Annotated in this window: 23 protein-coding genes and 2 tRNA genes; 16 read left to right on the top strand and 9 right to left on the bottom strand. The window is 73.0% G+C overall.

What is annotated here, in order from left to right; all coding sequences use genetic code 11:
* Position 1: 1 nt before the first annotated feature.
* Positions 2-559: a DUF3566 domain-containing protein gene (locus tag NLU66_RS03010; protein WP_259361476.1), complete on the top strand. Its 558-nt coding sequence runs from the start codon at positions 2-4 to the stop codon at positions 557-559.
* A 76-nt stretch (positions 560-635) separates the two neighbouring features.
* On the opposite strand, the gene NLU66_RS03005 is transcribed toward NLU66_RS03010, so the two are convergent.
* Positions 636-1478 carry an alpha/beta fold hydrolase gene (locus tag NLU66_RS03005; protein ID WP_259361475.1) on the bottom strand — a complete coding sequence of 281 codons (843 nt, stop codon included), beginning with the start codon at positions 1476-1478 and terminating at the stop codon, positions 636-638.
* A 94-nt stretch (positions 1479-1572) separates the two neighbouring features.
* Between NLU66_RS03005 and NLU66_RS03000 the strand changes: the two genes are divergently transcribed.
* Positions 1573-2139: a TetR/AcrR family transcriptional regulator gene (locus NLU66_RS03000; RefSeq protein WP_259361474.1), complete on the top strand. Its 567-nt coding sequence runs from the start codon at positions 1573-1575 to the stop codon at positions 2137-2139.
* 16 nt (positions 2140-2155) lie between these two features.
* On the opposite strand, the gene NLU66_RS02995 is transcribed toward NLU66_RS03000, so the two are convergent.
* On the bottom strand, positions 2156-2635 hold the full coding sequence (locus NLU66_RS02995) for an aminoacyl-tRNA deacylase (protein ID WP_259361473.1): 480 nt from the start codon (positions 2633-2635) through the stop codon (positions 2156-2158).
* Between the two features lie 48 nt (positions 2636-2683).
* On the opposite strand from NLU66_RS02995, the gene NLU66_RS02990 reads away from it, so the two are divergent.
* Complete coding sequence (locus tag NLU66_RS02990; RefSeq protein WP_259361472.1) at positions 2684-3409, top strand: hypothetical protein; 726 nt, start codon at positions 2684-2686, stop codon at positions 3407-3409.
* A gap of 3 nt (positions 3410-3412) precedes the next feature.
* Here the strand turns inward: NLU66_RS02990 and NLU66_RS02985 are convergent, their stop codons facing one another.
* On the bottom strand, positions 3413-4942 hold the full coding sequence (locus NLU66_RS02985; RefSeq protein WP_259361471.1) for a molybdopterin-dependent oxidoreductase: 1530 nt from the start codon (positions 4940-4942) through the stop codon (positions 3413-3415).
* Positions 4943-5117: 175 nt separating this feature from the next.
* Between NLU66_RS02985 and NLU66_RS02980 the strand changes: the two genes are divergently transcribed.
* From NLU66_RS02980 to NLU66_RS02970, 3 genes are all read left to right on the top strand, one after another.
* A tRNA-Ile gene (locus NLU66_RS02980) sits at positions 5118-5191 on the top strand.
* Between the two features lie 20 nt (positions 5192-5211).
* Positions 5212-5406 (top strand): DLW-39 family protein, encoded by a 195-nt coding sequence (locus NLU66_RS02975; RefSeq protein WP_103385014.1) that lies wholly within the window; start codon positions 5212-5214, stop codon positions 5404-5406.
* A gap of 47 nt (positions 5407-5453) precedes the next feature.
* Positions 5454-5526: transfer RNA gene (locus tag NLU66_RS02970), tRNA-Ala, on the top strand.
* Between the two features lie 69 nt (positions 5527-5595).
* Here the strand turns inward: NLU66_RS02970 and NLU66_RS02965 are convergent.
* Positions 5596-6228, bottom strand: coding sequence for a DNA-binding protein (locus NLU66_RS02965; RefSeq protein ID WP_259361470.1), 633 nt, complete (start codon positions 6226-6228; stop codon positions 5596-5598).
* A 342-nt stretch (positions 6229-6570) separates the two neighbouring features.
* Between NLU66_RS02965 and NLU66_RS02960 the strand changes: the two genes are divergently transcribed.
* Genes NLU66_RS02960 through crcB form a run of 3 tightly spaced genes read left to right on the top strand, consistent with a single transcriptional unit; the run spans position 6571 to position 8176 of the window.
* Positions 6571-7371: a sugar nucleotide-binding protein gene (locus NLU66_RS02960; RefSeq protein ID WP_259361469.1), complete on the top strand. Its 801-nt coding sequence runs from the start codon at positions 6571-6573 to the stop codon at positions 7369-7371.
* The gene (locus NLU66_RS02955; RefSeq protein ID WP_259361468.1) at positions 7368-7802 is read left to right on the top strand and encodes a CrcB family protein; all 435 of its coding nucleotides are present in this window, start codon (positions 7368-7370) and stop codon (positions 7800-7802) included. Before NLU66_RS02960 ends, NLU66_RS02955 begins: the two co-directional genes overlap by 4 nt.
* Complete coding sequence (gene crcB, locus NLU66_RS02950) at positions 7799-8176, top strand: fluoride efflux transporter CrcB (protein WP_259361467.1); 378 nt, start codon at positions 7799-7801, stop codon at positions 8174-8176. The genes NLU66_RS02955 and crcB overlap by 4 nt, the downstream gene beginning before the upstream one ends.
* Before the next feature lie 17 nt (positions 8177-8193).
* On the opposite strand, the gene NLU66_RS02945 is transcribed toward crcB, so the two are convergent.
* Entirely contained in the window at positions 8194-9693 is a 1500-nt protein-coding gene (locus tag NLU66_RS02945; RefSeq protein WP_259361466.1) for a helix-turn-helix domain-containing protein, read from the bottom strand.
* Positions 9694-9850: 157 nt separating this feature from the next.
* On the opposite strand from NLU66_RS02945, the gene aceA reads away from it, so the two are divergent.
* Complete coding sequence (aceA, locus tag NLU66_RS02940) at positions 9851-11167, top strand: isocitrate lyase (RefSeq protein WP_259361465.1); 1317 nt, start codon at positions 9851-9853, stop codon at positions 11165-11167.
* 53 nt (positions 11168-11220) lie between these two features.
* The gene (aceB, locus tag NLU66_RS02935; RefSeq protein ID WP_259361464.1) at positions 11221-12870 is read left to right on the top strand and encodes a malate synthase A; all 1650 of its coding nucleotides are present in this window, start codon (positions 11221-11223) and stop codon (positions 12868-12870) included.
* Between the two features lie 69 nt (positions 12871-12939).
* On the opposite strand, the gene NLU66_RS02930 is transcribed toward aceB, so the two are convergent.
* Together NLU66_RS02930 and tcuA are read right to left on the bottom strand one after the other, a co-directional pair.
* Complete coding sequence (locus NLU66_RS02930; protein ID WP_259361463.1) at positions 12940-13611, bottom strand: GntR family transcriptional regulator; 672 nt, start codon at positions 13609-13611, stop codon at positions 12940-12942.
* 52 nt (positions 13612-13663) lie between these two features.
* Complete coding sequence (tcuA, locus tag NLU66_RS02925; RefSeq protein WP_259361462.1) at positions 13664-15124, bottom strand: FAD-dependent tricarballylate dehydrogenase TcuA; 1461 nt, start codon at positions 15122-15124, stop codon at positions 13664-13666.
* Between the two features lie 184 nt (positions 15125-15308).
* Here tcuA and NLU66_RS02920 point away from each other — a divergent pair, with 184 nt between their 5' ends.
* Genes NLU66_RS02920 through NLU66_RS02910 form a run of 3 tightly spaced genes read left to right on the top strand, consistent with a single transcriptional unit; the run spans position 15309 to position 18513 of the window.
* A complete protein-coding gene (locus NLU66_RS02920) occupies positions 15309-16292 on the top strand; it encodes a Bug family tripartite tricarboxylate transporter substrate binding protein (protein WP_259361461.1) in 984 nt (327 codons plus the stop codon).
* Between the two features lie 8 nt (positions 16293-16300).
* Complete coding sequence (locus NLU66_RS02915; protein WP_259361460.1) at positions 16301-16993, top strand: tripartite tricarboxylate transporter TctB family protein; 693 nt, start codon at positions 16301-16303, stop codon at positions 16991-16993.
* Positions 16993-18513 (top strand): tripartite tricarboxylate transporter permease, encoded by a 1521-nt coding sequence (locus tag NLU66_RS02910; RefSeq protein ID WP_259361459.1) that lies wholly within the window; start codon positions 16993-16995, stop codon positions 18511-18513. The genes NLU66_RS02915 and NLU66_RS02910 overlap by 1 nt, the downstream gene beginning before the upstream one ends.
* A gap of 82 nt (positions 18514-18595) precedes the next feature.
* On the opposite strand, the gene NLU66_RS02905 is transcribed toward NLU66_RS02910, so the two are convergent.
* Positions 18596-19141: a hypothetical protein gene (locus NLU66_RS02905; protein ID WP_259361458.1), complete on the bottom strand. Its 546-nt coding sequence runs from the start codon at positions 19139-19141 to the stop codon at positions 18596-18598.
* Positions 19142-19352: 211 nt separating this feature from the next.
* Here NLU66_RS02905 and NLU66_RS02900 point away from each other — a divergent pair, with 211 nt between their 5' ends.
* Positions 19353-19847, top strand: coding sequence for a flavodoxin domain-containing protein (locus NLU66_RS02900; protein ID WP_259361457.1), 495 nt, complete (start codon positions 19353-19355; stop codon positions 19845-19847).
* Between the two features lie 225 nt (positions 19848-20072).
* Positions 20073-21617 (top strand): glycoside hydrolase family 68 protein, encoded by a 1545-nt coding sequence (locus tag NLU66_RS02895; protein WP_416232192.1) that lies wholly within the window; start codon positions 20073-20075, stop codon positions 21615-21617.
* 78 nt (positions 21618-21695) lie between these two features.
* Here the strand turns inward: NLU66_RS02895 and NLU66_RS02890 are convergent, their stop codons facing one another.
* Positions 21696-23261, bottom strand: coding sequence for a glycoside hydrolase family 32 protein (locus NLU66_RS02890; RefSeq protein ID WP_259361455.1), 1566 nt, complete (start codon positions 23259-23261; stop codon positions 21696-21698).
* Positions 23262-23353: the final 92 nt, after the last annotated feature.

The following is a 23353-nucleotide window of genomic DNA, read 5'->3' as shown; positions in this document are numbered from 1 at the left end:
CGTGACCTCGAGCACCTCCAAGGGGACCTCGCCCGACGAGACCTCGTCGCTTCCCGCCTTCCAGGAGAAGGGGAAGGCCGCCCGCACGGGCAGCGCCGCCTCGCCCTCCGAGGCCGGTCTGGGCAGCGGCAGGGGATCCGCCGGCAAGGGCGCCTCCCGCAGCCCCGTGAAGAAGCCCGCCGAGGACGCCGAGCGCCGCGGCCCGCGCCGTGTGCGGCTGACCCTCGCCCGGATCGACCCGTTCTCGGTGATGAAGCTGTCCTTCCTCGTCGCGCTCGCGATCGGCCTGGCGACCGTGGTGGCCGTGGTGCTGCTGTGGAACCTCGTCGACGCGATCGGCCTGTGGGCGCAGGTCGACCAGCTGGGCAAGGACCTCAACGGCGGTGACGCGCTGCCGTTCATGGACTTCTTCAGCTTCTCGAAGTTCGTCTCCTACGGCACCGTGGTGGCCGTGGTGAACGTCGTGATCATCACCGCGCTCGGCACGCTGCTGGCGTTCCTGTACAACCTCGTCGCCGCCCTGCTGGGCGGGCTGAAGTTCACCTTCACCGACGACTGATCCGGGCCCCGGCGCGGAGACCAGCGGGCGCGCACCCCTCGAGGGGTGCGCGCCCGCTGTCGTCGTCCGTGGTGCCTCAGGCGCCGACGAAGGGCAGCAGCGCCGCGTTGACCTCCTCGGCGTGGGTGCGCAGCAGGCCGTGCGGCGCGCCCTCGATCTCGACGTACTCGGCGTCCGGCAGCAGCGCGTGGAAGCGGCGGCCGGTCGCGTCGATCGGGAGGATGCGGTCGCCGGTGCCGTGGAGGATGAGCACGGGCAGGCCCGTCTCCTTCACGGCGGCGACGTCCCCGCGGAAGTCCTCGATCCAGCTGGGGACGACGGCGTAGGCGCCGGTGGGGGCGCTCGAGACGGCCACGTTCCAGCTGCCGTCCACGGCCTCCTGGCTGATCCGGGAGCCGAGGGTCTCGTCGAGGTTGTAGAAGTCGGAGAAGAACTGCGTGTACCAGGCGTAGCGGTCGTCGCGGGCGGCCTCGACGATGCCGTCGAAGACGCTCTGGTCCACGCCCTCGGGGTTGTCCTCGCGCTGGACGAGGAAGGGCTCGAGCGAGGCGAGGAAGGCGAGGCGTGCGATGCGCTCGTGGCCGTGACGGGCGACGTAGCGGGCGAGCTCGCCGGTGCCCATCGAGAAGCCGACGAGGGTGACCTCGCGCAGGTCGAGGGTCTCGAGGACCTGGTGGAGGTCGTCGGCGAAGGTGTCGTAGTCGTAGCCGGTGGTGACCTTCGAGGACTTCCCGAAGCCGCGGCGGTCGTAGGTGATGACACGGTGGCCGGACTCGAGCAGGGCGCGGGTCTGCAGCTCCCAGCTGTGGCCGTCGAGCGGGTAGCCGTGGATGAGGAGGACGGGGCGGCCCTCGCCGTGGTCCTCGTAGTACAGCTCGACGGGGGTGGAGTTCTCGGTGCCGACGGTGATGGTCCCCATGACGGTGTCCTTCCGGAAGAGGTGAGAACGGGCGTTCTCGCCGATGGGTCACAAACTAGAGAACGCACGTTCTCATGTCAAGTACCATGGCGGGATGGATGAGGACGAGGCCCGCGAGAGGATCCTGGCGACGGCGGAGCGGCTCTACTACGAGCGCGGCTACGGCGCCGTCGGCATGGACGCGCTGCGCACCGAGGCCGGCGTCTCCCTGCGCCGGCTCTACGGGCTCTTCCCCTCCAAGGAGGACATCGTCGCCGCCGTGCTCGCCCGCCGCCGCGTGCAGTGGGAGGACGCGCTGGCCGCGAAGGTCGATCTCGCCGGGGAGGACCGCCGCGCACGCATGCTCGCCGTCTTCGACCACCTCGCCGAATGGTTCGTGGACCCCACCTTCCGCGGCTGCGCCTTCCTCCGCGCCTGGGGCGAGCTCTCCGGGACCGACGAGCAGGTCGCGCAGATCGTCCGCGACCACAAGGCCGCCTTCCAGCGCACCATGGTCGAGCTCGTGGGGGAGGACGTGGCCGGCGGGGAGCAGCTCGCCGCCCAGCTCTCCCTGCTCGCCGAGGGCGCTCAGTCCACCGCCGCGATCGCCGGCGAGCCCAGCGCCGCGGCCCATGCCCGCGCGGCCGCCGAGGTGCTCGTGGACCACGCCCTCGCCGCCTGAGCGGGGCGGTGGGCGCTCAGCCCTGCTGGAGCTCGGTGACGTCGGCGACCTGGGCGTCGAGGAAGTCGAGGGCGGCCTCGGCGTTCACCGTCGCGGCCGTGCCGTGCGCCCCCGCGCCCACGGAGATCCGGCGCTCCGGGTCCCCCACGAGGGAGGCGTCCGCGACGACCGGCCAGGCCGTCGTCGACCCGAAGGGCGTGATGGTGCCGCGCTCGTAGCCGGTCACCTCCTTCGCGACCTCCTTGTCCGGCATGGACAGGCGGTTCACCCCGAGCAGCGATCGCAGCAGCGGCCAGGAGATCTCCCGGTCCCCGGGGACCAGCACGAACAGGAAGTCGCCCTCCCCGCGGCGCACCACGAGCGACTTCACGATGTCCCGGGGCTCGACGCCGCGAGCGGCCGCCGCCTCCGCGAGGGAGCCCACCCGCCCGTGACGGGTGATCTCGAAGTCGAGGCCCGAGGCCTCCAGGGCGTCGATCGCGCGCTGCTCGCTCATCTCCCCAGGGTAGGCGCGCCAGCGTCCTCCACCGCTACGCTCGGCGACATGCATGACGCCGCGCCCCGCCCCCCGCAGGACTACCCCTGGCCCGAGGCGCTCCCGTCGCTCGCCGTCCTCGGGGCGGGGGGTGTCGCCGAGCCGGCCGCGGACCTCCCCGCCGCGGAGGCCGCGCTCGCTCGTCTCGGCGCCGCAGGGCTCGAGGGCCGCCATCTTGTGCTCGCCGTCGGCTCCAACCGGAACCCGCAGGTGATCGCCGCGAAGTACGCCCACGCAGGTCTGCAGGACGATGCGCAGACCGCGACCGTGCTGGTCACCGCGCACGTCACCGGGATCGCCGTCGGGCACAGCGCGCACGCCTCCGCGCCCGGCTACGTCCCCGCCGCGCCCTTCGCCGCGCCGGGCGTGCGCACGGAGGTCACCGGGCTGTGGGTCACCACGGAGCAGCGCGAGGCGATCGACATCACCGAGCCCAACTACGAGCGCCTCGCCCTCCCCGTCGAGCGCTTCCCGCTCGAGCTCGCCGCCGGAGCCGCCCCCGCCGCGGCAGAGGTCTACGCGAGCCGCCACGGCGTGATCGGCCGCCTGCGCCCGCTGCCGCTGCACGCGAGCCAGCAGGAGCTGTTCGACCGGCTCGCCGCGCTCGTGGACCCCGACCCCTTCGAGGGCGATGCGGCGGAGGTCTGCGCGCGCCTCGCCGCGGATCCGGAGGACGCCCGCGCCCTGCTCGCCTCGCACGGCCTCGACCTGCCGGACGGCCTGCCCCGCGCCTGAGGCTCACCGCACGCTGAAGGACACCTCGTGCCAGCCGCTCGCGCCGTCCGGCGCGGGCGGTGCCTCGGTCGAGGTCTGCTGCTCCCCGGTCGCGTCGCTCGCGCGCACCCGGGCCGTGTGCTCCCCGGGCGTCGCCCCGGTCCAGGGCAGTGACCACTGCACCCAGGTGTCCGCGCTGATCGAGGTCGCGAGCGTCGCGTCCTGCCAGGGGCCGTCGTCGACCTGCACCTGCACGCCCTCCACGCCCCGGTGCTGCGCCCAGGCCGTCCCGCCCAGGGTCACCGCGCCGGCGTCGTCGGCCTCCAGACGGTCCCCGTCACGGGGCACGTCGATCCGGGAGGCCGTCTTGATCGGGCCCTTCTCCGACCAGCCGCGGGTGGTCCAGTAGGCCGTCTCCTGGGCGAAGGTCGTCACCCGCAGCTCCTCGACCCATTTCGTGGCGGAGACGTAGCCGTACAGCCCCGGCACGACCATCCGCACCGGATAGCCGTGCTCCGCGGGCAGCGCCTCGCCGTTCATGGCGACCGCGAGGATCGCATCGCGGTCATCCGTGAGCGCCTCGAGCGGGGTGGAGGCGGTGAAGCCGTCCACCGAGCGGGAGAGGACCATGTCCGCGCCGTCCTGCACCCCGGCGCGCGCGAGCAGGGTGCGCACGGGCACACCGATCCAGCGGGCGTTGCCGGCGAGGTCCCCGCCCACCTCGTTGGAGACGCAGGTGAGCGTCACCGTCGTCTCGATCGCGGGCTCGGCGAGCAGCTCCTCGAAGCTCACGGTGAGCTCCTGGTCCACGAGGCCCACGACGCGCAGGGACCAGGTCGAGGGGTCCACGCGCGGCACGGCGAGGGCCGTGTCGATGCGGTAGAAGTCGGTGTTCGCGGTGACGACGTCGGGCATGCCCTCGAGGGTGACCTGCGCGCTCGCCGGGACCGCGGGGGCCGGCGCGGTGGGCGTGGGGATCGTGAAGCGGCGGGCCGCGGCCTCCGCGGCGGAGCGCCCGGCATTCACGGCGCGCGCGCCGGCGCCCAGCAGCACCGCGCCGATCGCGACGGCGCCGGTGACGAGCAGATCGCGCCGTCCGGTGCCGTCCTCCGACGATCGGGCGGCGCGGCGCAGGAGCAGCAGGACGGGGGCGCCGACGGCGGTGCCGAGCAGCGTGGGCAGCATGCTCGCCGGGGCGTTCTCCGGCCGGGTCATGACGACGACGGCGGCGAGCACGCCGAGGGCCGTCAGCGCGAGCACCGCGTCCCCGATGCGGCGCGCGCCGAGCAGCCCGATCCCGGCCGTGAGCGCGAGGTACACGACCCCCATGCAGAGGAACAGGACGAGCTTGTCCGCCGTGCCGAACAGGGCGACGACCACGTCCTTCAGGGCGCCCGGGATCAGGTCCACGAAGGCCCCGCCGACGGCGACGAAGGGCGCGGAGGAGGCGCTGAACAGCAGGGACGCGAGCTCCGCGACGGCGACGAGCACGAGCCCCGCGGCGACGCCCGCGAGGGCGGAGCGGATGCGCACAGCGTGCGGTGAGGCGGTCATGGGCTCCCCTTCCCTGCGGTGGTCGTGCGGGCTGCGAGGGCCAGCGTGCGCCCCCAGGCTCCGAATCCGCTGTGACCTCGGGTACAGCACGGGCTCTCGGTTGGACGTGCACGCAGGGCGCCCGTACAGTAGTGCGTCGGTGGCCCACCCGGTACGATCCGGTTCCAGCCCCCATGGGCCTATAGCTCAGTCGGTTAGAGCGCTGTCCTGATAAGACAGAGGTCACTGGTTCAAGTCCAGTTAGGCCCACTCCCGTGATCGGAGGACTCGTGAAGAAGCTTCTCGCGTACACCGCCCTGCTGGCCGGAAGCGCCGTCGCAGGAGTCCTCGTCTGGCGCAAGGTCGAGGCGGACCAGCACCGCGACGATCTCTGGGCCGAGGCCGAGAAGATCTCCTCCGAGCAGGATGCTCCTCGCGCCGAGACCGTCTACACCACGGAGTCCGTCCCCGCACCGCGGGCCTGACCTCCCGGCGGGACGCGGCCACGGGCTGCAGCACCACAACTGCATCAGGGGACTTAGCTCAGTTGGTAGAGCGGTAGCTTTGCAAGCTTCAGGTCAGGGGTTCGACCCCCCTAGTCTCCACGGACAGATCCCTCAGAAGGCCCCTCCTCCGGGAGGGGCCTTCTGCATGTCCGCCCGCAGGCGCGGGCGTCAGCCCGCCGAGGTCTCCTCGGAGCTGCTCTCCTGCGCCGCGGAGATGAGCGGCGCCAGCGCGGGGCCCAGGGCGTCCTGCAGCGCCGTGAGCGCCGCCTCCGCGCGCTCGGCCCGGGTGCGGGTCTCGATCAGCTCGTCCTGCAGGGCGGTGGCCTGCTCCTCGTACCGCTCCCGCTGCTCCTCGAGCTGGCGCTCGCGGTCCGTGATCACGAGCCGCGCCTCCTCGACCTGGTCCTCCACGGCGGCGACCTCCTGCTCACGCCGGCTCTCCTCCTGCTCGAGGTCGGAGATCAGGGCGTCGCGCTCGGCCTCGACCTCCCGCACATAGGCCCGGAGGCCGTCGCGCTCCTCGGTGAAGGCGCCCTTGGCCTGCTCGTGGGCGGCCGCCCAGACGCCGGCGAAGCGGCGCAGCACGTCGTCGGGCATGTCCGGGACGGCCTCCGCGGCGGCGGCCTTCTCGTTCCAGGCGGTGGCGGCGGCGCTCGCGACGGCCATGGCGACGCCGGCCCGTTCGCGGACGGAGCGTGCGGTGACCGGCTGATCGGCGGCGGCGAGGGCCTCGGCGGCCTGCAGCGCCCGCTCCTCGGCCTCCGAGAGGGGCTGGGTCTCGGTGCTGTTCTGCTCGGTCATGACGTTCTCCCTGGTCCGGCGCGTGCGGATCTCTCCGCGCTCCGTCAGCCTATCGCACGTAACGCACGTAGCGGCAGAAGCGCTACGCGCGTTACGTCTCAGCGGAACGACGAGAGGATCTGCGGATGGTGTGGGGTGCTGGTGCTGGTGCTCGCGGGGAACCGGTGTCGTTCTGCCAGGAGCACGGCGGGGCCGTCTCGGCGTTCTCGGGAGCGCCCGGCGCGCCGCGGCACGGTGCGCCGGGCCCATGGGCCGGACCGGACTGAGGTGCGGGGTAGTGTCGGCCATCGCCGCAGGTCGTGCGGCGGGAACGTCGGCAGAGCACGGAGAGGGAGGCGCCTGATGGGGCGGACGACGCTGATCGCGGGCTGCGGGCGGCTCGGTGCGCGCATCGCCGCGCTGCTCCAGGAGGCCGGCGGTGAGGTCCTGGGGCTCCGGCGTGATCCCCGCGACCTGCCGGCGGGGATCACCCCGGTCGTCGCGGATCTCTCCGTACCGCTCACGTCTCCGCTGCCGCCAGCGGATGCCCTGGTCATCACGTTGCCGCCCACGGGATTCCCCGACCTCCGCGTGCCGCTGCAGCATCTCCGCGACGCCGTGCCGGCGCTGCCCGTCCGCACCGTCCTGATCTCCTCGACGCGCGTGCTCGAGGGGTACGACGCGAGCCGCCCGCTCACCGAGGCGGATCCTCCTCGCCCCCGATCGGAGCGGGCGCGCCGGCTCGTGGAGGGGGAGGAGGCGGCGCGGGAGCTCTTCGACGCGGTCGTGCTGCGCGCCGCCGGGATCTACGGCCCCGGCCGTGACCGCCTGATCCGCGCCGTGCGCGAGCAGCGGCCCGTCGATCTCGACCGCCGCACCAACCGCATCCACGAGCAGGATCTCGCCCGGGCCGTCGTCGCCCTGCTCGGGGCCACGGACCCGCCCCGACTGCTGCACGCGGTGGACGCCGCACCGGCGCCGCTCGGCGAGGTCGTGGGCCACATCGCCGCGCAGCTGGACCTGCCGGTGCCTCCTCGGGCACTCCCGGACCCGGGCGCGGGCACCGTGCTCGACGGCACCGCGCTGCACCGCCTCCTCGGGCATCTCGAGGTGCCCGACCATCGCGCGGGGTACGCCGCGATCCTCGCCGGGGAGAGCGCATGACGACGTCGGAGAGCCGCCCCGCGCACCTGCGGCCCGGCCTGCTCGCCGTGGTCCTCGCAGGCGGCACGCTCGGCACGGCGGCCCGGGAGGGGCTGAGCCTCGCGTTCCCCGCCACGGGCGGCGTGGCCTGGGTGATCGTCGGCATCAACGTGCTCGGCGCGTTCCTGCTGGGCCTGCTGCTCGAGGCTCTCGCCCGCCGCGGACCGGACGCGGGCCGGCGCCGCCTGCTGCGCCTGGGCCTCGGCACGGGCGTGCTCGGGGGCTTCACCACCTACTCGACCTTCGCGGTCGCGACCGCCGGTCTGCTCGGCGCGGGCCGGCCCCTGCTCGCGCTCGCCTACGTCGCGGCGACGCTGCTGCTGGGCGCCGCCGCGAGCCTCGTCGGCATCATGACCGGCGCCGCCCTCACGAGGCGGAGGGATGAGCGATGAGCCCGCTGCTGTTCGTGCTGCTCTCCCTCGCGGGCGGGCTCGGCGCCGCGACCCGCTTCGCCCTGGACGGCGTCATCCGCTCCCGGGCGGGGGAGTCGCTGCCCTGGGGCACGATCCTCATCAACGTGACCGGTTCCTTCCTGCTGGGTCTGGTCACGGGGATGGTCGGCCAGCACCTGCTGGCCGGCTCGGCGCAGCTCGTGCTCGGCACGGGCTTCCTCGGCGGGTACACGACCTTCTCCACCGCGAGCCTCGAGACGGTGCGGCTGCTGCAGGCGGGACGGCGCCGCGACGGGATCGTGAACGCGCTGGGCACGCTCGTCGTGGCGACCACGTCGGCCGCGATCGGCCTGCTGCTGGGCAGTCTGCTCTGAGCCGCTGAGCTCGCGTCCTAGTGCTGCTGCGGGGCGTGGCGGTCCAGGAACTCGAGCATCGCGACCCGGTCCACCCCGGTGAAGGTGCCCGACGGCATCGCCGCGAGCAGCGAGGCGTGCAGCCGCGCCACGGGCCACGCGGAGCCCTGCCAGCGCTCCGCGAGCTCGGGCCGGGGGCGACGGCAGCACGTGGGGTCGGGGCACGAGGAGGCGAAGCGGCGCGTGGTCTCCCGGCCGCGGAACCAGCGCGTGTGCTCGAAGCGCGTGCCCACGGAGATCGAGTACTCCCCGCCCTGCCCGGACTCGATGTGCGAGGTGCACCAGTAGGTGCCGCCGGGCTTGTCCGTGTACTGGCAGTACGGGCTCATCCGGTCCTCGCTCATGAACACCTGCCGTGCGCTCCACCAGCGGCACACGACCTGCCCCTCGACGGCGCCGAGGGCGTCCGTCGGGAAGCGCACCTCGTCGTTCTGGTACGCCTTGAGGATCGCCCCGCTCGAATGGGTCTTGAGGAAGTGCACGGGGATGTCGAGGTGGCGGGTGACGAGGTTCGTGAAGCGGTGCGCGGCCATCTCGTAGCTCACCGCGAACTCGTCCCGGAGGTCCTCCACGGACAGCTCCCGCTGCGCCTTCGCGGCCCGCAGGAACTCGGCGGCGCCCTCCTCCGGCAGCAGCAGCGCCGAGGCGAGGTAGTTGACCTCGACCCGCTGGCGCAGCAGCTCGCCGTAGTCCGCCGGCTCCTGCTCGCCGAGCACGTGCGCGGCGATCGCCTGCAGCACCGTGATCCGCGGATCGGCGCCGCCCCGTTCGAGCGGCAGGTAGATCCGCATCGTCTCCGCGTCGGTGATGGAGCGGGTGGAGTGGGGCAGGTCCGGCACCGAGTGCAGGGTGAAGCCGAGCTCCCCGGCGAGCAGGGAGACCTTGCGGTGGGAGAGGGGGCCGCCGGCGTGGTCGATCCGGTCCAGCAGCTCCCGGGCGGTGGCCTCGAGCTCGGGGGAGTAGTTGCCGCTGCGGGACTGCTCCTCGCGCAGCTGGCCGTTGACGCGGCGGGCCTCCTCCGGGGTCGCGGCGCGCTCCTCGTGGAGCCGACGCAGCTCCTCGTGCAGCCCGAGGATCGTCTCGATCGCGGCGTCGCTCAGCGAGCGGCGCACGGGCAGCTCGGGCAGGTCGAGCCCCTGGTAGAGGGTGCCGGCCTGGGCCCGCTCGAGGGCGATCTCGAGGGCCGCGCGGCGCGTGGGCGGCTCGGGGCGCAGGAGGTCCGCGACCTCCACCTCGAGCACGGCGGCGATGCGGCGCAGCTCGCCGAGGCGCAGCTCGCGGCGGCCGTTCTCGATGACGGAGAGCTGGGAGGGGGCGCGGTCCAGGGCCTGCGCGAGCTCGCGCAGGGAGAGGCCCTGCTCGAGGCGGCGGGCGCGGATGCGCCGGCCGACGGTGAGCTGGTCGGTGGGGTCCTCGTCGGCGGGGAGCGTGGCCGCGGGGGAGCGGCCGGGGGCGGGGGTCACGTCGTCGTGCGCCATGGAGGCAGGGTGCCACGTGGAAGTTCTCCACGGCAGAACTTCGGGGAAAGTTCTTCGGAATCTCCCCTTCGCAGGGGGTTGCGGGGCCACCAGAGTGTGAGCACCCGGTGAAGTTCACCGGTGTTCCCCCGCAACGCTGCGGCCGAAGGAGGCCATCATGGACCAGTTCACCCGTCGCCACGGAGACCAGGACGTCACCGCCGCCGAGCTCGCCGCCTCCTGGGAGGTGGACCCCCGCTGGCGCGGCGTCCGCCGCGACCACACCGCGGAGGACGTCCTCTCCCTCGCCGGCCCCGTCCGCGAGGAGCACACCCTCGCCCGCCGCGGGGCCGAGACCCTCTGGCAGCTCGTCGAGGAGAACGCTGAAGACCCCACCCGCTGGGTCCGCGCGCTCGGCGCCCTCACCGGCAACCAGGCCGTGCAGCAGGTGCGCGCCGGCCTCAAGGCCATCTACCTCTCCGGCTGGCAGGTCGCGGCCGACGCGAACCTCTCCGGCAAGACCTACCCCGACCAGTCCCTCTACCCCGCCAACTCGGTCCCCCACGTCGTGCGGCGCATCAACAACGCGCTCATGCGCGCCGCGCAGATCGAGCACGCGGAGACCGGCACCACGAGCCGCGACTGGCTCGCCCCCGTCGTCGCCGACGCCGAGGCCGGGTTCGGCGGCCCGCTGAACGCCTACGAGCTCATGCTCTCGATGATCGAGGCGGGCGCCGCGGGCGTGCACTGGGAGGACCAGCTCGCGAGCGAGAAGAAGTGCGGGCACATGGGCGGCAAGGTCCTCATCCCCACCTCCCAGCACGTGCGCACCCTCAATGCCGCCCGCCTCGCCGCGGACGTCGCCGGCGTGCCCTCCGTCATCATCGCCCGCACCGACGCCCTCGCCGCGAACCTGCTGACCAGTGACATCGACGAGCGGGACCGCGAGTTCCTCACCGGGGAGCGCACCGCGGAGGGCTTCTACGAGGTGCGACCGGGCATCGAGCCCGTCATCGCCCGCGGCCTCGCCTACGCCCCCTACGCGGACCTGCTGTGGGTGGAGTCCGCGGAGCCGGACCTCGAGCTGGCCCGCGCCTTCGCCGAGCGGATCCACGCGGACTTCCCCGAGCAGCGCCTCGCCTACAACTGCTCACCCAGCTTCAACTGGAAGCGCCACCTCGACGACGACCAGATCGCCCGCTTCCAGCGCGAGCTCGCCGCCATGGGCTACGCCTTCCAGTTCATCACCCTCGCCGGGTTCCACTCCCTCAACCACGGCATGTTCGAGCTGGCCCGGGGCTACGAGGAGCGCCAGATGAGCGCCTTCGTGGACCTCCAGGAGGCGGAGTTCGCCTCCGCCGCCGCCGGCTTCACCGCCCATCGCCACCAGGCCGAGGTGGGCACCGGGTACTTCGACCGGGTCGCGACCGCGCTGAACCCGGGCAGCAGCACCCTCGCCCTCGCCGGCTCCACCGAGACCGCCCAGTTCCACTGAGCGCTCGCCGGCCCCGACCACCCCGGCCCCACCTCCCGAGCAGGAGCAGAACGATGACCATCACCCAGGACCGCACCACGACCACCACCACCGACCGGGGCGATGAGCCCCGCGGCACGCTCACCGTGCTGGGCCCGATGCACGACCGGTTCGACGAGATCCTCACCCCCGAGGCGCTCGACTTCGTCGCCCACCTCCACGACCTCTACGAGAACCGCCGCTACCAGCTGCTGCGCACCCGCGAGCTGCGCCGCGACGCGATCGGCGCGGGGTCCATGTTCGACTTCCTCCCCGAGACCGCCGCGATCCGCGAGGACCCGGGCTGGAGGGTCGCGGGCCCCGGCCCCGGCCTCGAGGACCGCCGCGTGGAGATCACCGGTCCCACCGACCGGAAGATGGCGATCAACGCCATGAACTCCGGCGCCCGCGTCTGGCTCGCCGACCACGAGGACGCCCTCAGCCCAACCTGGGAGAACATCGTCGGCGGGCAGGTGAACCTCTTCGACGCGATCCGTCGGCAGATCGACTTCACCTCCCCGCAGGGCAAGGAGTACCGCCTCGGCGAGGAGACCCCGACGATCGTGCTGCGCCCCCGCGGCTGGCACCTCAGCGAGGCGCACCTGCGCTACACCTGCCCCCGCGGCCGCACCGGACGGGCCGTCGCCGGCCTCGTGGACTTCGGCCTCTACGCCTTCCACAACGCCCGCGAGCTGATCGAGCGCGGCCGCGGCCCGTACTTCTACCTCCCCAAGCTCGAGTCCCACCAGGAGGCGCGGCTCTGGGACGAGGTGTTCACGGAGACCGAGCGGGAGCTGGGCCTCGAGCACGGCACGATCCGCGCGACCGTGCTCATCGAGACCCTCCCCGCGGCCTTCGAGATGGAGGAGATCCTCTACGAGCTGCGCGACCACTGCGCGGGGCTGAACGCGGGACGCTGGGACTACCTCTTCAGCGTCATCAAGATGTTCCGCGATCGCGGCCGCCGCCGCGTGCTGCCGGACCGCGGCGAGCTCACCATGTCCGTGCCGTTCATGCGGGCCTACACGGAGCTGCTGGTGAGCACCTGCCACCAGCGCGGGGCCCACGCGATCGGCGGCATGAGCGCCTTCATCCCGGACCGCCGCGACCCGGAGGTGACCCGGCAGGCGCTCGAGATGGTCTCCGAGGACAAGCGCCGCGAGGCGACCGACGGCTTCGACGGCACCTGGGTGGCGCACCCGGACCTCGTGCCCGCCGCCCAGGCGGAGTTCGACGCCGTGCTCGGCACCGACCCCGACCAGCGCCACCGCCTGCGCGAGGACGTGCACGTCACCGCGGAGGACCTGCTGGACATGTCCGTGGAGGGCGCCGCGATCACCGAGACCGGGGTCCGCCAGAACGTGCGGGTCGCGCTGCGCTACCTCGACAGCTGGCTGCGCGGGCAGGGCGCCGCGGCGATCGACCACCTCATGGAGGACGCCGCGACCGCGGAGATCTCCCGCTCGCAGCTGTGGCTGTGGATCAACCAGGGCATGACCACGGCCGACGGGATGCCCGTGGTGCGCGAGAAGGTCGAGTTCCTCATCGAGCGCTACGCGGAGGAGATGGGCCGCGAGGAGGGCAGCCGCGCGGCCGACGCCGCCGAGCTGCTGCGGGACGCCGTCCTCGGCGAGGACTTCCCGGCCTTCCTCACCAACGCCGCCTACGACCGCTTCCTCAGCTGAGCCGGAGCACCTCAGCGCCGGCGGGTCCTCGGACCTGCCGGCGCCGACGTGCGCGCGGTGGGCACAAGGTCAGTCGGCGGCGGTGGCCGTGGTCTCCTCGCGCGCGGAGGCGCGCAGCAGGTCCAGGCGGATCGCGCGGGCGGTCTCGAAGTGCGCGCGGGCGGTCGCGCGGGCGGCGTCGACGTCCCGTGCGGAGATCGCCGCGACGAGCCGGGCGTGCTCCTCGAGCGCCTGCTCCCAGCGGCCCTCGACGGTGAGCGTCGAATGGGGGGCGTGGACGAGGTGGCGGGAGAGCTGGGCGAGCAGGTCCTGCAGCACCGGGTTGTGGCTCGCCGTCCACACGGCGTGGTGGAACTCGAGGTTCGCGCGGATGAGCGCGGCGTCGTCCCGGGCGGTGAGCGCACGGTCCCGCTCGAGCAGGGCCTCGATGCGCAGCACGTCGCTCACCGTGCGCTGCAGGGCCGCGTCCCCCGCGACCTGCTCCTCGAGCAGGATGCGCGCGTCGTAGACTTGCATGATCGTCTGCGGGTCCACGCTCTGCACCTCGAGGCCCCGCTGGGCGCGGGTGAGCAGCCCCGCCTGCTCGAGGCGGGAGAGGGCATCGCGCACGGGGGTGCGGGAGACCTCGAAGCGCTCCGCGAGCGCCACCTCGCGTAGGGGCGTGCCGGGGGCGAGGGTGCCGTCGAGGATCTCCGCGTGCAGGAGCGCGAAGATGCTCTCGCGGTCGTGACGACCACTCATTCCGGTCCTCCTGGCGGGTGCGGGGTGTGCTGAGCGGTGAGCCTAGTGGGGCTCACGCGATCATTCCTGCGCGGCGGCCGAGGACGGCGCCCGCCGCGAGGCCCGAGCCGCCGGGGTAGTTCGTGGAGAACAGCCCGCCGAGCATCTCCCCGCACACGAGCAGGCCCGGGATCGGCGCGCCCTGCGCATCGAGCACCCGGCCCTCCGTGTCTCCCCTCAGCCCGCCGAAGGTGAAGGTGATCCCGCAGGTCACGGGGTAGGCGTAGAAGGGTGCCTGGGCGATCGCGCTCGCCCAGTTCGACTTCGGCGGCGTGGTCGCGGCGCGTCGGCCGTCCTTGACCGTGGGATCCAGCGGCGCCTCCACGATCGAGGCGTTGAAGTCCTCGACCGTGCGGCGCAGCTGCTCCGCGGGGACCTCCATGAGCGCGGCGAGCTCCTCGAGGGTCTCCGCGCGCAGCTCGGAGACGCCGGGCATCTCGTACTCCTCGGCGCGCAGCAGCGGCCGGGTCGCGGCGTCGAACACCTGGAAGGCGAGGGAGCCGGGCTGCTCGAGGATGACCTTGCCGTACTTGGCGTAGGTGTAGTTGCGGAAGTCCGCGCCCTCGTCGAGGAAGCGGCGGCCCTCGGTGTTCACGAGGATCCCCAGCGGGTAGGACTGGCGGGTGAGGCGGTTGGTGAGCTCGAGGTTGCCCTCGTTCTCGGGGTGGAAGGCGTCCCACTGGACGCTGTGGCAGGTGGACCAGTCCCCGCCCTTCGCGGCGCCGACGGCGAGCCCCGCGGTGATCATGTCCCCGACGTTGAAGGCCGTGCCGCGCACCTTCGCGGCGGCCCAGCGCTCGCCGAGGTGCTCCGCGCGCAGCTCCGCGCTCGCCTCGAAGCCGCCTGCGGCGAGGACCACGGACTCCGCGCGGAGGGTCACCCGCCCGCCCGCGTGCTCGGCGACCACGCCCACCACGGCGCCGTCCTCGACGACGAGCTCGAGCGCGCGGTGCCCGTAGCGGACGTCCTCCCCGAGACGCGAGGCGACGGCGGTGTGATCGGCGACGAGGCCCTCGCCGCCGCCGACGTTGCCCACGTGCAGGCCGCCCCAGAAGAGGTACGTGCCGTCCGGACGGGCATAGGCCTGGCGCTCGTAAATGAGGCGGTAGCGCAGTCCCAGGCCCGCGAGCCAGCGCAGGGTGGGCTGGGCCTCGGAGACGAGCACGGCGCTGAGCTCCGGGTCGTTGCGGCCCTCGGTGACGCGCTCGAGATCGGCGAGGTACTCCTGCTCGGAGTAGGGCGGGACGGTGGAGACGGCGTGGCGGTCGTCCGGCTCGACGAACTCCTGGAGCTGGGTGAGGCCCTCGTGGGCGATGCGGGTGGCGCCAGCGGTGAAGAAGCTGTTGCCGCCGGCCGTGGGGCCCTCGCCGCGCTCGAGGACGATCACGGAGCGGCCCCGCTCCGCGGCGGCGTGGGCCGCGCTGAAGCCGGCGTTGCCGCCTCCCACCACGATGACGTCGGCGTCGTGCTGCATGGGGCATCCCTTCGGTCCGGTCGCGACTGGTCCTCATCGCGCATCCTGATGTTCGCAGATGGATACAGCTGTGTCCAGAGAGAACAGACGGCAAGCGTGTTGCGCGTCGCTTCCTCGCCGTGCATACACTCACCGGACCACTCCGCCAGACCGGCGGGACGACGATGTTCGAGGAGAGTGGAGCATGCAGCGGAGGACCCTCCTCCATGGCGCCTTCGGGGCGGTGGTCGCCGTGACCACGGGAGCGGCCCTCGCCAGCGCCGCCGGATCCAGCGGGCGCGCCGAGGCCCGCAGCACCCTGACCCTGATCGCCCCCGCCGCCCCCGGCGGCGGCTGGGACGGCTTCGCCCGCGAGGCCCAACAGGTGCTGCGCGGCGCCTCGATCGTCAACAACGTGCAGGTGGTGAACATCCCCGGCGCGGGCGGCACGATCGGCCTCAGCCAGTTCGTGGGCCAGACCGGCTCCGCGGACACCCTGCTCGTCACCGGCGGCGTCATGGTCGGCGCGATCGCCCTCGACGAGGGCGACACGACCCTCGCCGACGTCGTCCCCATCGCCCGCCTCGCCGACGACTTCGCCGCCCTCGTGGTCCCCGCGGACTCCGAGATCCGGGACCTCGACGGGTTCCTCGCGGCCTGGAAGGAGAACCCCCGCGGCACCTCGATCGGCGGCGGCTCCCTCGGCTCGATCGACCACCTCATGAGCGGGCGCCTCGCCCAGCTCGCCGGGATCGACCCGAAGGACCTCAACTACATCGCCTACTCCGGCGGCGGCGAGGCCCTGAACTCCCTGCTCTCCCACACCACGACGGCCGGCAGCTCCGGGTACAACGAGCTCTCCGACCAGATCGAGGCGGGCACCCTGCGCGCCCTCGCGATCTCCTCCCCGGAGCGCCTGGACGGCATCGACGTTCCCACCTTCACCGAGCTCGGCGTCGACATCGCCATGTCCAACTGGCGCGGCCTCGTCGCCGCCCCCGGTATCACCGAGGAGGCCCGCGCGGAGTTCACCGCGATCATCACCGAGATGCGCGAGAGCGCCGAGTGGAAGGACACCCTCCAGCGCAACGACTGGACGGACTCCTTCCTCACCGGCGACGACTTCGCCCAGTACATCGCCGACGAGACCGAGCAGGCCCGGGACATCGTCTCGGACCTCGGGCTGTGAGGAGCACCGTGAGCACATCCACCCCCGCCCGCCCCTCCGGCCGCGGCGCCCTCTGGCGCCGCAAGGAGCTGGTCATGGCCGCGATCCTGCTGATCGTGGGCCTCGTGCTGCTGATCGGCGCGCAGACCATGCACGTCCTCGGCGACTCCGCCCCCGGGCCCCAGTTCGTCCCCGTCATCGTGGGCGTCGCCCTGCTCGTGGTCGCCGTGATCCTCGCGATCGAGGTGCTCCGCCACCCCGAGGAGGAGCGGGTGCTGCCCGACGAGGGCCGTGACATCTCCCGCGACCTCCTCCAGGACCTCTCCGACACCGGGACCGCGGAGTTCCGCGCCGTCGGCGTCGCCGACCTCGCCGAGGACGCGAGCCCCGCAGGCTCGACCAGCACTGCCACCACTGCTGCCGCGACGTCGGACAGCGCCGCCGAGCCTGACGCCGAGGACACCGCGAAGAAGCCCGTCGCGAGCGACCTGCGCACCACCGGGTACGTGCTCGCGAGCCTCGTCGGCTTCGTGCTGATCCTGCCCTGGGCCGGCTGGGTGCTCTCCGCCGCCGCCCTGTTCTGGTGCGTCGCCCGGGCGCTCGGCTCCCGCCGCACCTGGATCGACCTGGGCGTGGCCCTCCTGCTCTCCTCGTTCATCCAGCTCGTGTTCGGCGGCCTGCTGGGCCTCTCGCTCCCCGTCCTGCTCGGAGGTGTCCTCTGATGGAACAGATCCCCCTGCTGCTGGACGGCTTCGCCTCCGCCCTCACCCCGTACAACCTGCTGTTCGTGCTCATCGGCGCGGTGCTGGGCACCGCCGTCGGCGTGCTGCCGGGGCTCGGCTCCTCGATGGCCGTCGCCCTGCTGCTGCCGATCACCTTCGCCCTGGACCCCACCGCCGCGTTCATCATGTTCGCGGGCGTGTACTTCGGCGGCCTGTTCGGCGACTCCACCGCCGGCATCCTGCTGAACACGCCCGGGCAGTCCTCCGCGATCGCCTCCACCTTCGAGGGCCACCGCATGGCCCGCAACGGCCGCGCCGCCGTCGCCCTCGCGACCGCCGCGATCGGCGCGTTCATCGGCGGGCTCATCTCCACCACGATCGTCGTGTTCTTCTCGCCCGTGCTCGTCACCATGGCGACGGAGTTCGGCCCCGCGGAGTACTTCGCGCTCGCCGTCTTCGCGTTCCTCGCGATCTCCTCGGTGGTCTCCGAGTCCGTGCTGCGCGGCATCGGCGCGCTGCTGCTCGGCGTCGCCCTCGCCCTCGTGGGCATCGACGGCCCGAGCGGCACCGAGCGCTACTCCTTCGGCATCCCGAACCTCTTCGACGGCATCGACATCGTCGTCGTCACCGTCGGCCTGCTGGCCCTCGGCGAGGTGCTCCACGCGGCCTCCCGGATCCACCGCGACCCCTCCTCGATCACGCTGCCCACCGGCGGGATCGCCCGGATCGGGAAGCAGGACTTCCGCAAGGCCCTGCCCGCCTGGCTGCGCGGCAGCGCCTTCGGCGCCCCCTTCGGCATGATCCCTGCGGGCGGCGCCGAGGTCCCCACCTTCCTCGCCTACGGCACGGAGAAGCGCCTCGCGGACCGCCGCCAGGACCCGGAGTTCGGGAAGAGCGGGTCGATCAAGGGCCTCGCCGCCCCGGAGGCCGCCGCGAACGCGACCGCCGGCACGGCGCTCGGCACCCTGCTCGCCCTGGGCCTGCCCACCTCCGCGACCGCCGCGATCCTGCTCGCCGCCTTCCAGCAGTACGGCATGCAGCCCGGGCCGCTGCTCTTCCAGCGCTCCGGTGAGCTCGTGTGGACCCTGCTGGCCTCGCTGTTCATCGGCCTCGTGGTGCTGCTGCTGCTGAACATGCTGCTCGCCCCGGTGTGGGCGCGGCTGCTGTTCATCCCCCAGCACTACCTCTACGCGGGGATCACGGTGCTCGCCATGCTCGGCGTGTACGCGACCTCCTCCTCCTACGTGGACCTCTACCTGCTGGTGGGGCTCGGCCTGCTCGGCTTCCTCATGCGCCGCTTCGGCATGCCGCTCGCACCGCTCATGATCGGCGTGATCCTGGGCCCGCTCGCGGAGACGGAGCTGCGGCGCGCGCTCGCGGTCTCCGAGGGGGACCCCTCGATCCTCGTCTCGAGCCCGATCACGATCGGCGTGTACATCGTGCTGATCGGCATCGTCGTGGTCTCCGTGGTCCAGCACCTGCGCCATGCCCGGGAGGACCGCCGGCAGCAGGCCGCCTGATCGCCTCCCGACCCCGGACGGCCGCGTGCGCCGTGCCCTCCTCCGCGGGGGCACGGCGCACGGGCGTCGGTGGGCGGGGCGCTCACCAGCGATGGGCGACGTCCACGACGATCCGGGAGCCGGTCCCGGGGCCGTCGAGCACGAGCACCCGCATGGGCAGCCGGGCGCGCACGCCCAGGCCGATCGTGGTCTCGCCCTCGAAGCTCCCGGCGACGGTCACCTGTTCGAAGGTGGCGTAGCCGGTGACGTCCGCGGCGCGGGACCAGCGGGAGACGGGGAAGGTGGGCTGCCCGGCGTCGTCGTACGCGGGGGCGCGCAGGACGATCTCGAGGTCCGCGGCGCCGGCGAGCGGCACCACCTGACCGGAGCCGGGGCGGTGGACCGCGCTCACGTAGCGCACCGTGTAGCCGGTCGCCCTGTGGTCGAGATCGATGACGAGCCGGTCGTAGCACGTGTGCTCGCCGGTGCGCAGGTCGGTGAGGTGGGCGGCGGACGTGCCCGCCCTCGCCTTCGTGACGGAGCCCCAGCCGATGCCGCAGGAGGGCGCGGCGGTGGCGGCCGTGGGGGCGACGGCGCCGAGGCCGACGAGCAGCAGCACGCCGGCGAGGGCCGCGAGGAACCGTGTCATGGTGCACTCCTTCGTGCCCGGGTCCGGGCCCCTGCGACCAGGACCGTGCCTGGATTGTCCCTTTCCGGCGCGCGGAGCGCGAGAGGGCAGGGGGCGATGACCACCGAATCGTGACGTGACCGCCCGGGCACCTCGGGCCCGGTGCGGGCGGGGGTGCGATCGGGCCTTCGGTCCCTGGCATGCCGGGGGAGGGTCGCTCGAGGATGGACGCATGAGCGTGCTCCTGGCCTATGCGACCCACTCCGGCGCCACCCGCACCCTCGCCGAGGCGATGGCCGCGGCCCTCGAGGAGGAGGGGCGGGAGGTCGTCCTCGCGGACGTCGCCGAGGATCCGGACCCTGCACGGCACGAGGCGGTGATCGCGGGCTCCGCGGTGCGCGGGGAGTCCGTCGAGAAGTCCTTCGTGCGCTGGACCCGCCACCGTGGCGAGGCCCTCGCCGCCCGGCCGCTCGCGGTGTTCACGTGCTCGGGCTCCGCCGCGGATCCCGCGAAGCGGGGGCGGCAGCGGGCGATGGACCGCTTCCTCGAGCGGACCCCGCTGCGCCCCGTCGCGACCGCGAACCTCCCCGGGTGGGTGCTGATGCACCGGATCCCGGCGGCGGAGCGCGCGCTGCTCCGCGCGATGGGGACGCCGACGGGTGATTTCCGCGATCTCGGTGCGGCCGCGCGCTGGGCTCGCGGAGCGCTTCCCGACGCGACGCTCTGACCTGCGACGTTACCGTTCACGGCGCGATCGTCGGTCACGTTCACGATCCGCGTTTGAAGGGTTTCAGGGACTCGTGGGTCACCTCACAGGGGTTTGACGGTCCTGCTTCGCCACGTGTCAAGGTCGTGGCCGACGAGCGCCGGAGGTCGACGGCCGCAGTCCCGCCGTCAGCCCCGGATCACGTCACCGCCATCCCCCATCCCAGGAGCAGACGTGTCCTCCCACATGACCCCCCTGAACCCCACCCGCCGCGGATTCGGCGCCCTCGCGCTCGGCACCCTCGCCGCCGCCGGCACCGCCTCGGCGCTCACCGCCCCCCGCGCCGCGGCCGCCCCGGCCGCTCCGGCCGCCGAGGGTCCCCAGCCCACGCCGCACACGCAGCAGGCGTACGACCCGATCGACAGCGACTTCCACGCCCGCTGGACCCGCGCCGACGCCCGCCAGATCATGCGCACCCAGAACGACACCTCCGTGGCGCGCGGCGAGAACTCCATGCCGGAGTCGATCACCATGCCGGAGATCCCCAAGGACTTCCCGATCATGACCGACGAGGTCTGGGTCTGGGACACCTGGTCGCTGACGGACGAGCACTCCAACCAGATGAGCTACAAGGGCTGGGACGTCATCTTCTCCCTCGTCGCCGACCGCTCCATCCCCTTCGACGAGCGCCACTGGCACGCCCGCATCGGCTACTTCACCCGCCCCTCGAGCGCCGAGCCCGACGAGGCCTGGACCTACGGCGGCCACCTCTTCGAGGACGAGACCTCCCTGTCCAACACCGAGTGGTCCGGCTCCACCCGCCTGCTCCAGGGCAACACCATCCGCGTCTTCTACACCGCCACCACCTTCGGCGAGAAGCGCGAGGGCACCGAGGGCAAGCCCGCCGTCATCGCGACCGTCGAGGGCCAGATCAAGGCCACCAAGAAGGGCGTGAGCTTCCAGCACTTCGGCGAGCACCTCGAGATCTTCGAGCCGGACGGCACCTGGTACCAGACGAAGGAGCAGAACTCCGCGTTCTCCTTCCGCGACCCCTTCACCTTCGAGGACCCGGCCCACCCCGGGATCACCTTCATGCTCTTCGAGGGCTGCGGCGCCGGCATCCCCGGCTCGCCCGAGACGGACGCGACCGCCGAGGACCTCGGCTACGTGGACGGCGACCCCTTCGCCGAGGACCTCGACGAGATCAACGCCAAGGGCATCCAGTGGCAGCGCGGCAACATCGGCCTCGGCTACGCGGACTCCAAGGACCTCACCTCCTGGACGATGCTCCCCCCGATCCTCACCGCCTACGGCGTGAACGACCAGACCGAGCGCCCCCAGATGATCATCGAGGACGGCAAGTACTTCCTCTTCACGATCTCCCACCAGTTCACCTACGCGGCGGACCTGCGCGGCCCCGACGGCGTCTACGGCTTCGTCGGCGACGGCATCCGCTCCGACTTCCAGCCGCTGAACTCCTCCGGTGTGGTCCTCGGCTCGCCCACGGACCTCAACCTCCCCAAGGACGCGCCGGAGAAGCCCTCCGCGGGCCAGAACCCGCGCCAGTTCCAGGCGTACTCGCACTACATCCAGCCCGGCGGGCTCGTGCAGTCCTTCATCGACAACGTCGACGGACGCCGCGGCGGCACCCTCTCGCCCACCGTGAAGGTGGACGTCGACGGCGCGACCGCGACCTCCGCGATGGACTACTCCTTCGGCGACGACGGCCTCGGCCCGTACGCCTACATCCCCACCAACAAGCGCAAGGGCGGCGTCGGCCACTACAAGTGATCGGCGGCCTCCTCTGAGCTGACGCGCGCGGCGCCGTCCCCGGGAACGGGGGCGGCGCCGCGTCGCTGCTCGGGCGGATCAGTGCTCGCGCAGCGTCACCCCGGTGACCTGCAGCGGCCCGCCGTCGGCGTAGAGCGAGGCGCCCGTGTCCCCGGGCAGCAGGTGCACCTGCTGGGACAGCACCGTGTACCCGTCGTCCACGAACACCTCGACGCTCTGCGTGTCCACGAGCACCCGCAGGTGCACCGCGCGGGCCGCCGGGTCGATCGGGGCCTCCGCCTGGCGGAACTCCCCGAAGGAGAAGCCCTCGAGGTCCGACGGTCCCCGGTCCACGTAGACCCTCCCGCCCGTGACCCCGATGTTCGTGTGCCGGGCGCCGTCCGCCGAGCGGCCGACGGAGAGGCCGACGTTGCTCGCCGCGTCCCAGGTCAGGTCGAGCTCGAGCTCGTACGCGCGGGCGTCGACGTCGAGCACGGCGGCGTCCTCGACCGTCACGTCGGGCAGGGTGCGCTCCGCGGTCGCCGCGGCGGCGAGGGCGGGGACGGGGGCGGAGACGAGCGCGCAGCGGCCGTCGGCCTCCCGCCGCAGGCGCAGCTCCCGCACCACCGAGAACTGACCGTTGTAGCCGTCGCTCGCATCGGTGGGGACCGCGCGGTTCGCGTACTTCCAGTTGTTCATCCAGCCGATCGCGTACCGCACGCCCGCCGGGTCCTCCTCCGAGGGCCAGGTCACCGCCGCGTACCAGTCCCAGCCGTGGTCGAGCCACTGCGGGGTGCGGGAGTCGGGGAGGAACTGCTCGCCGTCCCAGCTGCCGGTCCAGTAGGCGTAGGTCATCGGCAGGCCCACGCCGTAGGCGTCCATCGAGGCGCCGAGCACCCAGTGGGAGCTGCCGTCGCTCGCGGTCATCTCGAACAGGTCCGGGCACTCGATGCCGCCGAGGTCCGGATCCGCGGCGTCCAGGCGGTAGTCGAAGTTGCGGCGCAGGGTCCAGGTGCGCAGGTCCGTGGACGTGTAGAAGGCCGCGTAGCGGTGGCGGCCGATCACGCACACCCACTCGCCGCGCACGGTGTCCCGGTGGATCTTCGGGTCGCGGAACCACTCCGCGTTCTCGACCTCCTCCGGGGTGCTCGCCTCGCGGCCGTCCTCGTTGACGATGACGGGCTGCTCGACCTGCGTGAACGTCGCCCCGCCGTCGAGGGACCAGTACAGGTACTGCTCCTGGAGCTTGCGCACGCCGTCGGTGGGCTGGGTCGCGAAGGCGAGCACGGTCCCGGCCCCGAACCCGGCGTCGTCCTCCTCGTCGATGACGAGCGAGCCGCTCCACACGGGGAAGTCGGGGCGCAGCGGGATCGCCTCGCCGTGGTGCGTGAAGGTCACGAGGTCCGTGGTCGAGGCGCGGTCCCAGCCGCCGTCCCCGGAGTTCTCCGCCGAGTGCAGGTAGTACAGCTGGGTGGCGCCGCCGGTGACGACGGGCCGCTGCGGGTCGCACAGCCAGCCCTGCGGCGGGGTGAGGTGGAAGCGGGCCCGCAGGGACTCGGGTCCCTCGGCGCGGGCGGTGGGCGGAGTGGTCATGAGGGCTCCGGTGAGCGCGAGGGCCCCGCAGCCGGTGCTGCGGAGGAGGTCGCGTCGGGTCGGTCGGATCATCGGGCGTTCTCCATCTTCGTCGGTGGGATCGGCACAGCGGGGATCTGAGGGGTGCGGCGAGCGGCCGGGCGCCGACGTGGCGCCCGGGGGTG

Source organism: Brachybacterium sp. NBEC-018, assembly GCF_024860185.1.
GTDB lineage: Bacteria > Actinomycetota > Actinomycetes > Actinomycetales > Dermabacteraceae > Brachybacterium > Brachybacterium rhamnosum.
This window is presented reverse-complemented; position numbering and strand designations above follow the sequence as displayed.

What these genes read in the sequence shown, in the direction of transcription:
- NLU66_RS03005 (WP_259361475.1), bottom strand. Translation starts at nt 1,478, where the DNA reads ATGGGGACCATCACCGTCGGCACCGAGAACTCCACCCCCGTCGAGCTG.
- NLU66_RS03000 (WP_259361474.1), top strand. Translation starts at nt 1,573, where the DNA reads ATGGATGAGGACGAGGCCCGCGAGAGGATCCTGGCGACGGCGGAGCGG.
- NLU66_RS02995 (WP_259361473.1), bottom strand. Translation starts at nt 2,635, where the DNA reads ATGAGCGAGCAGCGCGCGATCGACGCCCTGGAGGCCTCGGGCCTCGAC.
- NLU66_RS02990 (WP_259361472.1), top strand. Translation starts at nt 2,684, where the DNA reads ATGCATGACGCCGCGCCCCGCCCCCCGCAGGACTACCCCTGGCCCGAG.
- NLU66_RS02985 (WP_259361471.1), bottom strand. Translation starts at nt 4,942, where the DNA reads ATGACCGCCTCACCGCACGCTGTGCGCATCCGCTCCGCCCTCGCGGGC.
- NLU66_RS02965 (WP_259361470.1), bottom strand. Translation starts at nt 6,228, where the DNA reads ATGACCGAGCAGAACAGCACCGAGACCCAGCCCCTCTCGGAGGCCGAG.
- NLU66_RS02960 (WP_259361469.1), top strand. Translation starts at nt 6,571, where the DNA reads ATGGGGCGGACGACGCTGATCGCGGGCTGCGGGCGGCTCGGTGCGCGC.
- NLU66_RS02955 (WP_259361468.1), top strand. Translation starts at nt 7,368, where the DNA reads ATGACGACGTCGGAGAGCCGCCCCGCGCACCTGCGGCCCGGCCTGCTC.
- crcB (WP_259361467.1), top strand. Translation starts at nt 7,799, where the DNA reads ATGAGCCCGCTGCTGTTCGTGCTGCTCTCCCTCGCGGGCGGGCTCGGC.
- NLU66_RS02945 (WP_259361466.1), bottom strand. Translation starts at nt 9,693, where the DNA reads ATGGCGCACGACGACGTGACCCCCGCCCCCGGCCGCTCCCCCGCGGCC.
- aceA (WP_259361465.1), top strand. Translation starts at nt 9,851, where the DNA reads ATGGACCAGTTCACCCGTCGCCACGGAGACCAGGACGTCACCGCCGCC.
- aceB (WP_259361464.1), top strand. Translation starts at nt 11,221, where the DNA reads ATGACCATCACCCAGGACCGCACCACGACCACCACCACCGACCGGGGC.
- NLU66_RS02930 (WP_259361463.1), bottom strand. Translation starts at nt 13,611, where the DNA reads ATGAGTGGTCGTCACGACCGCGAGAGCATCTTCGCGCTCCTGCACGCG.
- tcuA (WP_259361462.1), bottom strand. Translation starts at nt 15,124, where the DNA reads ATGCAGCACGACGCCGACGTCATCGTGGTGGGAGGCGGCAACGCCGGC.
- NLU66_RS02920 (WP_259361461.1), top strand. Translation starts at nt 15,309, where the DNA reads ATGCAGCGGAGGACCCTCCTCCATGGCGCCTTCGGGGCGGTGGTCGCC.
- NLU66_RS02910 (WP_259361459.1), top strand. Translation starts at nt 16,993, where the DNA reads ATGGAACAGATCCCCCTGCTGCTGGACGGCTTCGCCTCCGCCCTCACC.
- NLU66_RS02905 (WP_259361458.1), bottom strand. Translation starts at nt 19,141, where the DNA reads ATGACACGGTTCCTCGCGGCCCTCGCCGGCGTGCTGCTGCTCGTCGGC.
- NLU66_RS02900 (WP_259361457.1), top strand. Translation starts at nt 19,353, where the DNA reads ATGAGCGTGCTCCTGGCCTATGCGACCCACTCCGGCGCCACCCGCACC.
- NLU66_RS02895 (WP_416232192.1), top strand. Translation starts at nt 20,073, where the DNA reads ATGACCCCCCTGAACCCCACCCGCCGCGGATTCGGCGCCCTCGCGCTC.
- NLU66_RS02890 (WP_259361455.1), bottom strand. Translation starts at nt 23,261, where the DNA reads ATGATCCGACCGACCCGACGCGACCTCCTCCGCAGCACCGGCTGCGGG.